16 protein-coding genes are annotated in these 13,046 nt (G+C 60.7%); 5 read left to right on the top strand and 11 right to left on the bottom strand.

The window, feature by feature from the left end; genetic code table 11:
• Positions 1-5 precede the first annotated feature (5 nt).
• Entirely contained in the window at positions 6-359 is a 354-nt protein-coding gene (locus J2W17_RS10375; protein ID WP_064678426.1) for a RidA family protein, read from the top strand.
• Between the two features lie 284 nt (positions 360-643).
• Here the strand turns inward: J2W17_RS10375 and J2W17_RS10370 are convergent, their stop codons facing one another.
• The 7 genes from J2W17_RS10370 to J2W17_RS10340 all read right to left on the bottom strand — a co-directional run bounded on the left by J2W17_RS10370 (position 644) and on the right by J2W17_RS10340 (position 6,452).
• Positions 644-1,090, bottom strand: coding sequence for an RES family NAD+ phosphorylase (locus J2W17_RS10370; RefSeq protein WP_307333198.1), 447 nt, complete (start codon positions 1,088-1,090; stop codon positions 644-646).
• Positions 1,087-1,536: an antitoxin Xre/MbcA/ParS toxin-binding domain-containing protein gene (locus J2W17_RS10365; RefSeq protein ID WP_064678424.1), complete on the bottom strand. Its 450-nt coding sequence runs from the start codon at positions 1,534-1,536 to the stop codon at positions 1,087-1,089. The genes J2W17_RS10370 and J2W17_RS10365 overlap by 4 nt, the downstream gene beginning before the upstream one ends.
• Positions 1,537-1,641: 105 nt before the next feature.
• A complete protein-coding gene (locus J2W17_RS10360; protein ID WP_307333193.1) occupies positions 1,642-2,655 on the bottom strand; it encodes a proline racemase family protein in 1,014 nt (337 codons plus the stop codon).
• A 37-nt stretch (positions 2,656-2,692) separates the two neighbouring features.
• A complete protein-coding gene (locus tag J2W17_RS10355; protein ID WP_307333190.1) occupies positions 2,693-3,481 on the bottom strand; it encodes an ABC transporter permease in 789 nt (262 codons plus the stop codon).
• Positions 3,478-4,320 carry an ABC transporter permease gene (locus tag J2W17_RS10350; protein WP_307333188.1) on the bottom strand — a complete coding sequence of 281 codons (843 nt, stop codon included), beginning with the start codon at positions 4,318-4,320 and terminating at the stop codon, positions 3,478-3,480. Before J2W17_RS10350 ends, J2W17_RS10355 begins: the two co-directional genes overlap by 4 nt.
• Positions 4,317-5,384, bottom strand: coding sequence for an ABC transporter ATP-binding protein (locus tag J2W17_RS10345; protein WP_307333186.1), 1,068 nt, complete (start codon positions 5,382-5,384; stop codon positions 4,317-4,319). The genes J2W17_RS10350 and J2W17_RS10345 overlap by 4 nt, the downstream gene beginning before the upstream one ends.
• A gap of 15 nt (positions 5,385-5,399) precedes the next feature.
• The gene (locus J2W17_RS10340; RefSeq protein ID WP_307333184.1) at positions 5,400-6,452 is read right to left on the bottom strand and encodes an ABC transporter substrate-binding protein; all 1,053 of its coding nucleotides are present in this window, start codon (positions 6,450-6,452) and stop codon (positions 5,400-5,402) included.
• A 117-nt stretch (positions 6,453-6,569) separates the two neighbouring features.
• Here J2W17_RS10340 and J2W17_RS10335 point away from each other — a divergent pair, with 117 nt between their 5' ends.
• Positions 6,570-7,601: a GlxA family transcriptional regulator gene (locus tag J2W17_RS10335; protein WP_307333182.1), complete on the top strand. Its 1,032-nt coding sequence runs from the start codon at positions 6,570-6,572 to the stop codon at positions 7,599-7,601.
• Between the two features lie 290 nt (positions 7,602-7,891).
• Positions 7,892-9,292 carry a GABA permease gene (gene gabP, locus J2W17_RS10330; RefSeq protein WP_307333180.1) on the top strand — a complete coding sequence of 467 codons (1,401 nt, stop codon included), beginning with the start codon at positions 7,892-7,894 and terminating at the stop codon, positions 9,290-9,292.
• Positions 9,293-9,301: 9 nt separating this feature from the next.
• Here gabP and J2W17_RS10325 read toward each other — a convergent pair whose 3' ends face one another.
• From J2W17_RS10325 to J2W17_RS10315, 3 genes are all read right to left on the bottom strand, one after another.
• A complete protein-coding gene (locus tag J2W17_RS10325; RefSeq protein ID WP_307333178.1) occupies positions 9,302-9,838 on the bottom strand; it encodes a cupin in 537 nt (178 codons plus the stop codon).
• 352 nt (positions 9,839-10,190) lie between these two features.
• The gene (locus J2W17_RS10320; protein WP_307333175.1) at positions 10,191-10,883 is read right to left on the bottom strand and encodes an RES family NAD+ phosphorylase; all 693 of its coding nucleotides are present in this window, start codon (positions 10,881-10,883) and stop codon (positions 10,191-10,193) included.
• Entirely contained in the window at positions 10,877-11,281 is a 405-nt protein-coding gene (locus J2W17_RS10315; protein WP_307333173.1) for a hypothetical protein, read from the bottom strand. Before J2W17_RS10315 ends, J2W17_RS10320 begins: the two co-directional genes overlap by 7 nt.
• Before the next feature lie 232 nt (positions 11,282-11,513).
• On the opposite strand from J2W17_RS10315, the gene vapB reads away from it, so the two are divergent.
• Together vapB and J2W17_RS10305 are read left to right on the top strand one after the other, a co-directional pair.
• Positions 11,514-11,744 carry a type II toxin-antitoxin system VapB family antitoxin gene (gene vapB / locus J2W17_RS10310; RefSeq protein ID WP_307333343.1) on the top strand — a complete coding sequence of 77 codons (231 nt, stop codon included), beginning with the start codon at positions 11,514-11,516 and terminating at the stop codon, positions 11,742-11,744.
• Positions 11,741-12,154: a type II toxin-antitoxin system VapC family toxin gene (locus J2W17_RS10305; protein WP_307333171.1), complete on the top strand. Its 414-nt coding sequence runs from the start codon at positions 11,741-11,743 to the stop codon at positions 12,152-12,154. The genes vapB and J2W17_RS10305 overlap by 4 nt, the downstream gene beginning before the upstream one ends.
• Positions 12,155-12,242: 88 nt before the next feature.
• Here J2W17_RS10305 and J2W17_RS10300 read toward each other — a convergent pair whose 3' ends face one another.
• Positions 12,243-12,803 carry a lipid-binding SYLF domain-containing protein gene (locus J2W17_RS10300; RefSeq protein WP_307333169.1) on the bottom strand — a complete coding sequence of 187 codons (561 nt, stop codon included), beginning with the start codon at positions 12,801-12,803 and terminating at the stop codon, positions 12,243-12,245.
• Positions 12,804-13,046 lie beyond the last annotated feature (243 nt).

The following is a 13,046-nucleotide window of genomic DNA, read 5'->3' as shown; positions in this document are numbered from 1 at the left end:
TTCACATGCTGGACATCAAACGCATCGAAACCAATCAACGCATGAGCCGCGTCGTTCAATGCAACGGCTTCACCTTTCTCGGCGGCCAGACAGCCACCGACCGCACCCAGGACATCAAGGGCCAGACCGCCCAGGTGCTGGCCAAGATCGACAATTTCCTGGCCCAGGCCGGCCTGGACAAAACCCGCATCCTCACCGCTCAGGTCTGGCTGTCGGATATCCAGGCCGACTTCGCCGGCATGAACGAGGTGTGGGACGCCTGGGCACCCGAAGGCCACGCGCCTGCCCGTGCCACCGTCGAATCGCGCCTGGCCGCGCCGGACCTGCTGGTGGAAATCACCGTGGTTGCGGCGGGCTGATCGCCAGAGATTAATCGAGTGGACCGGTAGCACCGGTCTATTCCACGTTCGAAAAAACGCTTTCTCGTGATCGTGAAGGTAGCCGTCGGGCTAATGCCGTTCAGTTAAGCGAATGCGGTCCCTGTAGGAGCGAGCTTGCTCCGGGCGGCGTTCCGACGATGGTCGTTAACGATGACGCGTGTTCGCAGGTTAAACGCGGCGCTCTTGAGTCCATCGTCGGAACGCCGCCCGGAGCAAGCTCGCTCCTACAATTTCCTTAACTGACTGGCATTAGGCCGTCGGGCTTACGCTTTCTTGAACAGTCGGTTGTCGAGCCTGAACGGCTCGGCGGTAATGACGGCCTTGACCGAATCCAGGTGCATAGGGTTGAACAGGTAGTTCAGCGAATGCGGCATGATAGCGCTCGGTACCGGAAACAGCAGGGCAGGGCATCCTTTGAGGAATAAATCGCCTATGCCCTTGGTGTGGTTCAGCTCGAATTCCCAATCTGGCTTGAGTACCGGGGCAGGGGAGAGGCTGACATCGTCAGGCACCTCGACCTTGAGCAACTGGAGCGTCTCTGGAAGGTCTTCCTGATCGATCTCGAGGTGTACCAGGATTTCGAGCATTGCGCCGGCAGGTGTCCCGGCAAGATAGACGACCGGTCGCCCCGCCGTATGCCAGCGTCCCCCCGCGAGGGTGCCGCCACGTCCCGTCAGATCTGCAAAAGCGCTTATCCGCCAAAAGATCAAAAGGCGTAGCCCTCGGCCAACTGGATCAGCGTTTCCTCGACCTGGCGTGTTCCCTGTACCGTCGACAGCATTGCCATTGGGCTGCGGCCCGAAAATCGCTCCTTGGGTTTCGACAGCCAGCGTTTGGCTTTTTCATCGTTGCCAAATACAGCGTCTGCCATGGCGGTGATGTGGGCGGCGCGGAACAGCCGATCACTCTCGTCGACCGTGAGGTTCTGGTCTTTAGCGACCCGGGTCTTCAGGGTTTTCAGAGGGATGATCTGGTCGCGCTCAAGCGGCGTCAATTCACCCTGTTCGCAAAGCGACACAAGACGGCCAGCTGCAAAGCCGATCTGGATGATGTCGTGGATTTCCAGGTCAGACGCATTGGTGGGAATTTGCAGCAAGGCGTGCAGCCGAGCGCGGTAGGCACCGTAGGCGGGTTCACGCATGATTTCAGCTAGCATGGCCTTCTCCTGGGACGGCGTTCACCGACTTAGTCGGCGTTTACCGAATTGTACCCGGTAAATGCCGACTATGCGAGCGGTCTTGAGAAGTGCCGCTTCAACCCGTCAGTTGACGACGAACCCCGCCCCCACCGGGTCATTGCGCTCGATGACCCAGCGCGATGTCCCCAGGATGCTGGCCGTGCCCTTGACGGTCGGGCGCACCGCGCGGGTGCCGTTGAGGTCGACTTCGCCGAGCAGGCAGCCTTCGAAGGTGCCGCTGCCCAGCAGGCCTTCGGAGAGGATTGGCTGGTTCAGGCCCAGTTTGCCCCGGGCCTCGAACATCGCCATCATCGCGCTGGTGCCGGTGCCGCCGGGAGAGCGGTCGAGCTGGCCGGCGCTGAACACGTGGACGTTCTTGTAGAACGCGCCTTCAATGGTCGCCGGGTGCCAGAACGTGATGAAGTTGAGGTCGTTGATGTGGGCTTCGGTGGGGTGCTGGATCTTCAGTTGCCGGTTGATCTGGTCGCGGGCCAGCAGCCCCAGGCGCGACAGTTCGCTGCCGTTGTCCGGGCTGATGCGCAGGGCGCAATCGGTCAGATCGATGATGCCGAAGTAGTTGCCGCCCCAGACCAGGTCGGCCTTGAGGTCGCCATAGCCGGGAAGGTGAATCGGGATGTCCTGGGCGGCGACGTAGGCCGGCACGTTTTCGAATCGGGTCCAGAGCACGTTGTCACCTTCCGAAGCCACTTCGGCGACCACCAGGCCGGCGGTGGTTTCAAAACGGATTTTGGTGATGCCATCGGCGCCACGCGGCACCAGGCCCAGGGCGACCATCGCCATGCTCACGGCGATGGTGCCGTGGCCGCACATGTGCGAATACACGCTGCCGTCCATGTAGATCAGCCCGGCGTCGAACTCGCTGCTGGAAGGCGGGGTGAGAAACACCCCGAACATGTCCTTGTGGCCGCGCGGTTCCTGCATCAGTGCCTTGCGCAGCCAGTCGTAGTTTTGCTCGAGAAAAGCCCGCTTAGCCAGGATGCTCGAGCCGGCGGGGTAGGGAATGCCGCTGTGGACGATGCACAGTGGTTCGCCTTCGGTATGGGTATAGATGACATCGAACGTGTCTTGCATGCGCATGACTGAACTCCTGGCTTACGGGATGTATGGGTGGGGATTATTTGCGTTCTGACAAAAGGTCGAGGCCGATGCACAGATCCAGCACGATCACCGCGACCACGACGACGATGATGGTGGCGCCGGAAGCGGCGGCGATGGTCGGGTCGACGGTGTATTGCACATAGTTGAAGAGCTTCACCGGGATGGTGTTCAGGTCCGGGGTGGTGTTGAAGATCGACAGCTCGACGTTGATCCATGACGAGATGAAGGCAAAGATCGACCCGGTGACGATCCCCGGCCGGATCTGCGGCAGCACCACCAGAAAGAAGGTGGCCCAGGGGGTACCGCCCAGATCGCTCGAGGCTTCTTCCAGGGCGCGCTGCTCGGGTGTCAGCATCGACAGCACCGAGCGCAGCACGAAGGGCGAGATGATGATGGTGTGACCGATCAGCAACGCCAGGAAGCTGCGGGTCAAGCCGAAGTAACCGCCAAACTGCAGGAGCGCCGCCCCCAGCACGATGTGCGGAAATACCAGCGGTGAGGTCAGGGCGGCGAGGATCGTCGCTTTGCCGGGGAAGTCGTAGCGTGCCATCGCCAGGGCGGCCGGTACGCTGAGCAGCACCGCGACCAAGGTGGCGACCAGGGCCAGGACGGTGCTGGTGGCAAAGGACGCCACATAACTTGGATCGCTGAGCATCTTGGCGTACCAGTCCAGCGTCCAGCCCTGTGGCGGGAAGGCCAGGAATGAGGTGGCGGTGACGGAGACGCCGAGGATGACCACCAGGGGCAGCAGCATGTAGCCCAGCACGGCCCAGGCCACCAGCCTGACCAGTATTTTAGTGATCATGAGTTGCTCCCCCGGATGCTGCCCACGCGTCCGGCCAATCCGACCATGACCAGGGTAAAGATCAGCAGCACGACACTCAGCGCTCCGCCGTAGTTGAAGTCGAAGACCGAACTGTATTGTTGGAATATCAGCATCGACAGCACCGAGATCCGTCCTCCGGACAACAGGGCCGGCGTGACGTAGGCGCTCGCCGCGAGGGTGAAGACCATGATCGAGCCGGAGATGATGCCGGGCATGGTCAACGGCAGCACCACATGGAAAAAGGTCGCGCGGGGGCTGGCGCCGAGATCCTCGGAGGCTTGTTCGAAGGCGGGGTCGACCTGGGCCAGGGCATTGCCGGCCGCGAGCACAATGAACGGCAGCAGGATGTACACCATGCCGATCAGGATGCCGAGTTCGGTGCCCAGGAAACGCACCGGCGTATCGATCATGCCGGTTTCGAGCAGACTCTGGTTGACCAGGCCCTTGCGCCCCAGCAGCACCATCCAGCCGAACGAGCGCACGATGTTGCTGGTGAACATCGGCACCACCAGCAGAATCACGCAGGCTCGGCGCCACGCTCGCCATTTCACGATGCGCACCAGATACCAGGCCAGCGGATAACCGAGCAGCAACGAGATCAGGGTGGTCAGCGCGGCGATGCGGAAGGTCACCAGTATCACATCCCAGTGGTACTGGTCGCCCAGTACCCTGACGTAGTGCTCCAGGGTGAACGCCTGATCGGCGCCCTTGGTCAGGCTGGCGAAGATCACCACGGCGAACGGCGCGAGAAAGAACGCCGTGAAGAAGGCCAGGGCACCGAACAGCATCAGCGACGGGGCGAGCACCGGGCGTTTCATACCGGCTCCCCGATCAGATGCAGATGCTGCGGATTGAAGCCCAGGCGCACCGCGCTTCCGGTGACCAGGTCGGCGCGGGGAAAACCCATGGTGCGCGCCACGATCGACTGCCCGTCGATCAGCGAGTGCACCAGGGTATGGCTGCCCACGGTGACAATATCGGTCACCGTGCCGTTGAGTTCACAGCAACTGGCGCTCGCCGGACTCGAGGCATCCAGCACCTGCAAGTGTTCGGGACGCAGCACCGCCACGCCGTGGGGCAGCAGGTTTTTTGCGCCACTCGAAATCGGGGTATGGGCGATGCCCAGGCGAATATCACCGCTATCGCTGGCCTGATAGCCGATCAGGTTGGCCTCGCCGATGAAGTCGGCGACGAAACGCGAAGCCGGGGCGCTGTAAATCTCACTGCTGGCGCCCACCTGTTCGATACGTCCGGCGTTCATCACCACGATACGGTCGGCGATGGTCATCGCTTCTTCCTGGTCGTGGGTGACGAAAATGAAGGCGATGCCGAGCTTGGCCTGCAGGTGCTTGAGCTCCAGTTGCATGCGCTTGCGCAGTTTCATGTCCAGGGCCGAGAGCGGCTCGTCGAGCAACAGCAGTTTCGGTTGATTGACGATGGCGCGAGCCAGGGCCACCCGCTGCTGCTGGCCGCCGGACAATGCGCGGGGAAAGCGATCCTCCAGGGCTTCCAGGCCGACCATCGCCAGGGCTTCTCGCGCCTTGAGCCGGGCCTCGGCGCGACCGACCCCCTGGCGCCGAGGACCGTAGGCGACGTTTTCCAGGACGGTCATGTGCGGGAACAGGGCGTAGTTCTGGAACACGGTATTCAGAGGCCGACGGTAGGGTGGCAGGCGACTCACATCCTGGCCATCGATGGCGATGCGGCCGGAATCGGGCTGCATGAAGCCGGCGATCGAGCGCAGCAAGGTGGTCTTGCCACAGCCGCTGGGGCCGAGCAGCACGATGAATTCGCCCTGCTCGATGTCCAGGTTGATGTTGTCCAGCGCCTGGAACGGCCCGAAGCTTTTACAGACGCTGTCGATGCTCAACAAAACTGACATTGCAGACCTCTTGAGCTAGTTTTTGGCGGTGACTTTGCGGTTCCAGTCGTTGGTGACACTGGCGCGCTGGGCGTTGATCTGGCTCCAGTCGAACAGGCGCAGGTTGTCGATGGAACCGCCCACGCCCCAGGGCAGCTTGCGGGCCACGTCATCGGCGACCGCGACATCTTTCACCGCCGGCCCCAGGTACAATTTGCCGGCCAGGCAGGACGCCGCTTCCTTGGTCAGCGCGGTATTGATGAACTGCTCGCCGGCCTTGCTGTTCCTTGCCCCCTTGATCAGGTGCAGGCGGGCATCGGTGGCCCAGGCACCTTCCTTGGGAATGGTGAAACCGATGGGCGCGCCCTTGTCGATCAAATCCCAGGCCCCGACGTTGAAATGCGCGCCGATGATCGCTTCGCCACTCTGGAAGGCGTTGGTGGCGGCGCCCGAGCTGTCGAAGAACAGCGCGGTGTCCAGCGCGCCCAGCTTGGTGTAGAGCGGCTCCAGGTTGGCCCGGTCGATGCCCCAGACATCGGCCATGAAAAACACGAAGGGCACCCCGGAGGAGTTGGCGGGCGAGGGCAGGGCGATGGCGCCGGCGTACTCAGGTTTCCACAGGTCTTTCCAGCTGGTGGGCGCTTCCTTGATTTCCTTGGTGTTGTAGGTCAGGCCCAGGGAATAGAAACCGCTGCTGACGGCGAAGGTATGGCCGGCATCGGTGTACACCGCTTTGTCCTGCACGTTCTTCAGGTTGGGAATGGCCGCCGGATCGAGATCGGCGACGACCCCGGCGGCATAGGCCAATTCACTGATGCCACCGTCCATCCAGGCCACGTCGATCGTCGGGCTGGATTTTTGTTGCTGGAGCTTGGCCAGGGTGGTGGTCGAGGTGCCGACCTCTGCGGCGACGGCAATCCCGGTCGCTTGCGTGAAAGGTTCTGCAACACATTTGAGGAAGGCCTCACCCCAGTTTCCGCCATACAACGCAACGGTCAGCTTTTGCTGTTCGGCCATGACGGCCGAGGAGGAGATGCAGCCGGTAACTAAAAGAGCAGCAGTGATTTGCTTACCTGTCTTCAGTTTCATCGTGAGTCCTCTTGGGGCGTTGTCAGACTGTTCCCCTTGGCTGAATCTTGCTCGTATCCTGGCCGCGAGCGCTTGCACTTCGGGGTCTTAAAGTTGAATAGTTAGGTCATGCCAAAAATGACTCTGCTCAATCAAGAAAGCCTGCAACCTGACTCCCCCGTTCCCGGGGCAGGCAGTCGTCCGCAGCTGTCGGTGGGACTGGTTCTCCTGGATCAATTCACACTGGCGGCGTTTTCCGGCTTTGTCGATGTGTTGCGCTTGTCCGCCGACCTCGGCGGCGGCAGTCGGCAGATCCATACGGCCTGGCGTGTGATGAGTGTGGACGGCTTGCCGCGAACCTCCAGTGCCGGGATCACGCTGGAGGTGTCCGGGGGGCTCGCGCAGGATCTTGAAGCCTTCGATTACGTGGCCATCTGCGGCGGCAACGATTACCTCAATACCCATCTGCCCAACCCCTTGCGGGACTGGCTGCAACGCGCGGCGAAGAGTCGAACGCGGTTGCTGGGCATCTGCACCGGCACCTTTGCCCTGGCGCAGGCGGGTGTGGTCGGCAGTCGATCAGTGTGCGTGCACTGGAACGTGCTGGATGCGTTCCGCGCACGTTTCCCCAAGACCCCGGCGGCGGTGGATCACCTGTTCATCGACGAGGGCGACCTGATCACCTGTGCCGGCTCGACCGCGGCCATCGACCTGGGGTTGTACCTGGTGGCCCGGCATTGCGGCCGGGAAAAGGCCCAGCAAGCGGTGCGGCACATGATGCTGCAGGGCATTCGCCCGGGGCGGCAACCCCAGGCGCACTTCTACGCCAACCTGGCGGACATCAAGGATGAGCGCGTGCGCCAGGCCGCGCACTATATCGAGCAGCGCATGGACAGCCTGCCGACCCTGGATGCCATCGCGCGTTATGTAGGGCTCGGGCGGCGCCAGCTGACACGGGCGTTCCAGCAGGCGCTGGGGCTGTCACCCATGGAATTCCAGCGCTCGCTGCGGGTCGAGTATGGCGGCTGGCTGCTGGTGAACAGCCACAGTAGCATCACCCAGATCGCCATGGACTGCGGCTTCTCCGACGGCGCGCATTTCTCCCGGGAATTTCGCGCCCGGTTTGGCGTGTGCCCGCGACAGTACCAGCGCCAGGAGCGGTCAGGCTGATGGCGCTGCACGGCTGAGTCGTCTGGTTCGGTGTCTCCCTCTATTCAACCGGCCCTGGTCCCGCGTGGCGAGATCAGATACGGGGGCGGCGCGATCAGGTAACCGATTTGGCGGATAAGGCAGGTAAGGTGGCGCATCTTTTCAAGCGCGGTGTGCACATCGCGATGACCGATTGAAAAGAGCAGTAGCGTTGAGGAATGCCGCTTCCAGAAGGGGCTACAGGAAGGAATGATGATCGCCTGACCTCAGTCAGTACGCTTAAATGTCGATCACCAGAGAATAAAAAATCAATGATCAGCCCGACTTCCCAGGATTCGAATGGCCAATTGGCGCAGGGCTTCAAGCCGCGCCACGTCACAATGCTGTCTATCGCAGGAATCATCGGCGCCGGATTGTTCGTCGGTTCCGGGCATGCCATCGCGGCAGCCGGTCCGGCCGTCATGCTGGCGTATCTGTTCTCCGGCCTGCTGGTCGTTCTCGTCATGCGCATGCTGGGTGAAATGGCAGTAGCCCACCCGGACACCGGTTCTTTCTCCACCTATGCCGACCAGGCCATCGGACGCTGGGCAGGCTTCACGATTGGCTGGCTCTACTGGTGGTTCTGGGTGCTGGTCATACCGATCGAAGCGCTGGCCGCCGGCCATGTGTTGAACCAATGGTTTCCCCAGATCGATGCCTGGCTGTTCGCCCTGGTGTCGATCGTTGCGTTGGTGATCACCAATCTGTTCAGCGTATCCAAGTATGGCGAGTTCGAATTCTGGTTCGCCATGGCCAAGGTGGTGGCGATCATCGGCTTCATCGGCGTGGGTTTTGCCGTGTTGATGGGCTGGGTTCCCGATCGGGAAGTCAGCGGGTTGAGCGGGCTGATGGCCACCCATGGCGGATTTGCCCCCAACGGCCTGTCGGCGGTAGTCGGCGCTTTCATCACCATCATGTTCAGCTTCATCGGTACTGAAGCGGTCACCATTGCCGCCGCGGAATCCGACAATCCGTCGCAGAACATTGCCAAAGCCACGCGTTCGGTGATCTGGCGCATCGGCGTGTTCTACCTGTTGTCGATTTTCGTGGTTATCTCCGTGGTGCCCTGGAACGATCCGCTGCTGGCCCAGGTTGGCTCCTACCAGCGGGCACTGGAAATCATGAACATTCCCAATGCCAAGTTCATGGTGGACGTGGTGGTGCTGATCGCCGTGGCCAGTTGCATGAACTCCTCGATCTACATCGCCTCGCGCATGCTGTACTCGCTTGGCCGTCGTGGCGATGCGCCGAAGGCGATGAAAGCGACCTCTTCCGAAGGCGTGCCGCGGGGCGCCGTCATCGCCAGCACCGTGTTGGGCGCGGCAATCACCGTATGGAGCTACTTCATGCCTGCCGGGCTGTTTGAGTTCCTGCTGGCCAGCTCCGGCGCGATTGCCTTGGTGGTGTACCTGGCCATTGCCGTGTCGCAGTTGCGTATGCGCCGCAGGCTGGAGCGGGAGAATGTCGAGCTGACCTTTCGCATGTGGCTATTCCCCTGGCTCACCTGGGTAGTGATCGTGTTCATTTGCGCAGCGTTGGTGGTGATGATGATCGCCCCGGAGCACCGTACCGAGGTGAGTACGACCTTGGGCCTGGCATTGGTTATTTCCTTTATCGGGCTGGTGACTTCGCGTGAGCAGCCGCAGCGCGAGAAAGTTGCTTCCCTGGGATAGGTCAGGGTTTTATTGCCGGCGCTGACTGACCCAATACCGGCGTACCGAACCTTCCGGACCCTGCACCGGGTCCCGGTCGGGATACGGCAGCGCGTCGATGGCCGCCAGTTGCGCGGCGGTCGGCGCCTCGCGGCAGATATCGGCGTGTTGCCCCGGCGGGTACGCGCCGACCACCAGAAAGTCGTCGCTGGCGCCCAGGTTGCAATGGCCGGTGCCCGCTGGCAGCAGCAACACATCACCCGGACCGACTTCCAGCACATGACCTTGCGGACCGCCCAGCATCAGGCGGGCGTGGCCAGCGGCAATGCCAAGCACTTCATGGCCTTGGGTGTGATAGTGGTGGTAGTTGTACACGCCATAGCGCCATTGGGGTGGCCAACCATTCGCGTTGAAGGTTTTTTCGAACAGCGCCGCGGGGTCGTTGCCCTGAACGGCAATGGCTCTGGGGTAAATGAGCACCGGCAGGCGCGGGTTGTTGGGCACCCAGCCGTTGCGTTCGAGCAACAGGGGTTTCGCAGGAGCGGCTACAGCTTGCGACTGAGTCATTGAGGACCTCCAGACCCTGGCAACGCCAATAAGACCAGCGTGGTGAAATCATGACGAATGGGGCACGTCTATTGTGACTCCCCGTGCTCACGAAGGTGCGTTCCGGCTAAGCCTGCGTCCAGTGACTCACCTTGGACATCCTCGCCACCGAGCTGCCGAACGACCAGGCGCTGTAGCAAGGGATACCTGGAACCAGCAGGTCTACGCAAATCCGGTAGGAGCCGGCTTGCCGGCGAAGGCAGTCTCAAGCCTTGCATCGCCTGTGAAGACGCCTTCGCCGGCAAGCCGGGCTCCTACAGGATTTGGCGGTTCCCATGATCCAGCGGTACACAAGTCATGCGGGGCCGGGGTTTCAGGCCTCGCTGATCTTGCTGACACTGGTGACCTGTCCATTCCAGACCATTTCGTAATGCGCAGTTTGAATAACAGATAACACCGGTCGTGGCGTCATCAGCGCCCAGCAATGACTGCTCAACATGCGCACGGAGTTGTAGCGAATCCCGGGATAACCGGCCTCTTTGACGGACCTCCCCAGACGACGGGAATCGGTGTAATCGTCAGGATCATAGACAGGATCGGTCATCGGGATTTGCGCCGCATCTTTCATGCCCGCGTCGACAAAGGAACACGACAGTCCACGGAAAACAAACCGCTCGTAGTTGAGGCTCGGCACATTCGACCAATATAGACTCTGGTGATGCCGCACTTCGGCCAGCGCCGTTTCCATGGAGTCCGCCAGGTACAGCACGCCAAAACTGCCATCGCTGAACCGCGAGCCCGCCGGGTTGACGTGGGTAAAGGGGGCGGTCGCGTAAGAACAGCCGGGAATGCCGAACGGAATCTGCGCTCGTGGAATCAGCTCAAGGTGACCCACTTCGTTTTTCAACCGGGGATTGGTCAGCGCCTGGATCTGATACAGCACCTCAAACTCGTCCGCATCCGCGACATCATCAAACAACGCAATCGGCGGAAACTTCGAATTGACCAGTCGGTAGGCCTGCAACTGCTCGCCGGCAAGCGCTTCCAGTTCGTCGAGCCTCACCATTGCGCGCCCCGCAGCACGTCAATGCGCCGAAAGGTTTCATACAGGGAAATCATATCGCCCTGGGACATGATCTCGAGCGGGCTGCGCCCGTTGAAAAACTCGTTGTCGTTGGCCATCGATGGAAAACCATAGACATTTTCCGGGTTATCGAAGACCAGGCGCAGCGCGGCGTGGATGTTAAGCACAAAACTAATGCGCTGCATCTGGTCAGAGTCAAGCGTCACCGCCCAGTCGGGATCGTGCTGCCGGGCGCGGGTGTAGGTGCTGCGGGAAATGCGCAGGATGCGGCAAGTCTGATCGCTGGACGCGGTCCATTTTTCGAGAATGCCAACCGCCGCACGCAGACCCGTCACGCACTGGCTTTTGGTGAATGCCTGTTCTTGGAGGGCGAGGGCCATCTCTATTGCTCCTGAGTAGTCTATAGACTCAAATATAGATATTTTGAATCTATAGAGCAAATGGTCTCGACCAATGGACAGCGTGGAGCCCAGCCGGGTCGGCCCCAACCGAATCGACATCGTCGCGGGTATGCCGGTACTGAAAGTGCAGGGGCCGTGGCCGATTTACCCGTCTTGTATGTGTAAGCGAGCTTGCTATACTGCATATGCCAAACATATGCATGGGGTGGTTATGCGCACTGTCTCGATTTTCAAGAACGGCAAGAATCAAGCCATTCGCTTGCCCACTGATATGGCCTATGAGGGGGTTGGAGAGTTGGAAATTACACGCAACGGCGACACCATCACTTTGCGGCCTGCACGTCCGAGCTGGCTTTCTCTGGCTGAACAGCCAAAAGCTGATGCTGACTTTCTTGAAGAACGGCCGGAGGTCATCAGTGATGAAGGCAGGTTCAATCTGTGACCATGTACATGCTGGATACCTGCATTTGCTCGTTCATCATGCGCGAACGTCCCGAGCATGTGCTGCAACGATTGGCCGCAGCCGTTGAGCGAAACAATCGAATCGTGATTTCTGCGATCACCTACGCTGAAATGCGTTATGGGCAGATCGGCAAGAAGGCGTCGCCCAAGCACAAAACGTTGGTCGATGAGTTCGTGAAACGCCTGGATGCGGTGCTGCCTTGGGACCAGGGAGCCGTGGACGCAACGGTGGAGGCGAAGCTTCAGCTCGCTCAGGCAGGTTTACTCATCGGCGAGAACGACACCGCCATTGCGGGCCATGCAATTGCTTCAGGCTGTACGCTGGTCACGAATAATGTGCGCGAATTCAGCCGCGTTGAAGGACTGGTTTTCGAAGACTGGGTTCACTGAAAAAATCCATGCGCTCAATGCCTCAATTGTGCCGAGCGACTATCCGGTGATTTTGCGTCTGGCGCATCCCTGCGCCAGACGACCGGCCTCAGCGCTTGATCAGGGAAATCTTGGTGCCTTCGATGCTGACCCCGGCCATCAACCCCTGCTGGTCGAAAATGAACGCGTAGGCATCGTCCTTCAACGTCGAGCTCGACAGGTTCTTCGCCATCCCTTCATCCACCACCACCACAGTCGGGCCTACGCCGATTTCCCAGCCCTTGGTTTTGCGCACATAGTCCACGGCCTTATCGGTCATCAGGAACACCGCATAGCCATACGACTGAGCGCCTGCCTGCAGCCCCCATGACCCGGTGACGGAGTTGTAATAAGCCTCTACTGTCTTGCCCTTCATCAACGCGCCTTCACCATAACTGCCGCCAAACACGAGACCGGCCTTGATGATTTTCGGAAAGACCAGTATCGCCTTGGCGTTTTTCGAAATGGTTTGGGCAAAGGGCGTCGCTTTGTAGAGCGTTTGCAACGCTTGCCGAGAGTCGGCATTCAGATCCTCGGCGGTTGCCGCACCAGCAGTGTTCAGCAAGCTCGCCGAGGCCAGTGAGGCTGTCGCGAGGACGATCGATAGGAAGAACCGCATGGACTGAGTCATTTTCGTACTCCGAACGGGAGCATTGGACGTTAGCAGCAGTCAGCGCCTGCACCCCGACAGAATCCGAGCCTGCTGAAAATGATCCGGCGCACCCTAAAGTGTGTGAACCCCTGGCGTCGCCCGTGAATGAAGCAGGCCGGGAGGCCTTCGATCATTGGCGATGTCATCACTGGCTTTGACCTCTGTGCTGGGTCAGGGTTCGTCACCCATGTTCTGCGAAACATCATGGTCGCTCTCCTGAGC

It is taken from the genome of Pseudomonas lini, assembly GCF_030812475.1.
In the GTDB taxonomy this organism is placed as follows: domain Bacteria; phylum Pseudomonadota; class Gammaproteobacteria; order Pseudomonadales; family Pseudomonadaceae; genus Aquipseudomonas; species Aquipseudomonas lini_A.
The sequence above is the reverse complement of the archived record's forward strand: the minus strand, read 5'-3'. Positions and strand labels throughout refer to the sequence as shown.